At 53.3% G+C, this 349-nt stretch carries 1 protein-coding gene; it reads left to right on the top strand.

The features are described 5' to 3' along the window. On the top strand, positions 1-349 hold a 349-nt coding region (locus G5B30_RS17210), incomplete at both ends, for an Ig-like domain-containing protein (RefSeq protein WP_165321236.1).

The raw sequence follows: 349 nt of genomic DNA, 5'->3' as shown, positions 1-349 counted from the left end.
ACTATCGGTGACCTTTGATGAGGAAGTCGAGTTGGGAACCGCAGGTACCCTGCAGTTGATGGATGGTGCCACGGTACTGAAAACATACGATCTATCGGTTACGGCAGACCGTGCCGCCTTTACGTTGTCTACCGATGGGAAGACCCTCTCCTGGACCGTAGGCCAGGATCTGCCGTTGAACACCAACATCGCAGTAAATATCAGTGCGGGTTTTGTGAAAGACGAGGCCGATAATGACTTTGCGGGTATTACGGGTGCTTCGGGTGCGTGGAACTTCACTACGCTCAACAGGATCATGGTGACTTCGGTCGCTGTGCCGACAAATGCTACCTACCGCATAGGCCAGGAA

The organism is Sphingobacterium sp. SGG-5 (genome assembly GCF_011043525.1).
Classification (GTDB): Bacteria; Bacteroidota; Bacteroidia; order Sphingobacteriales; family Sphingobacteriaceae; genus Sphingobacterium.
Note: the sequence above shows the minus strand (reverse complement) of the source record. Positions and strands in the feature narration are given on the sequence as shown.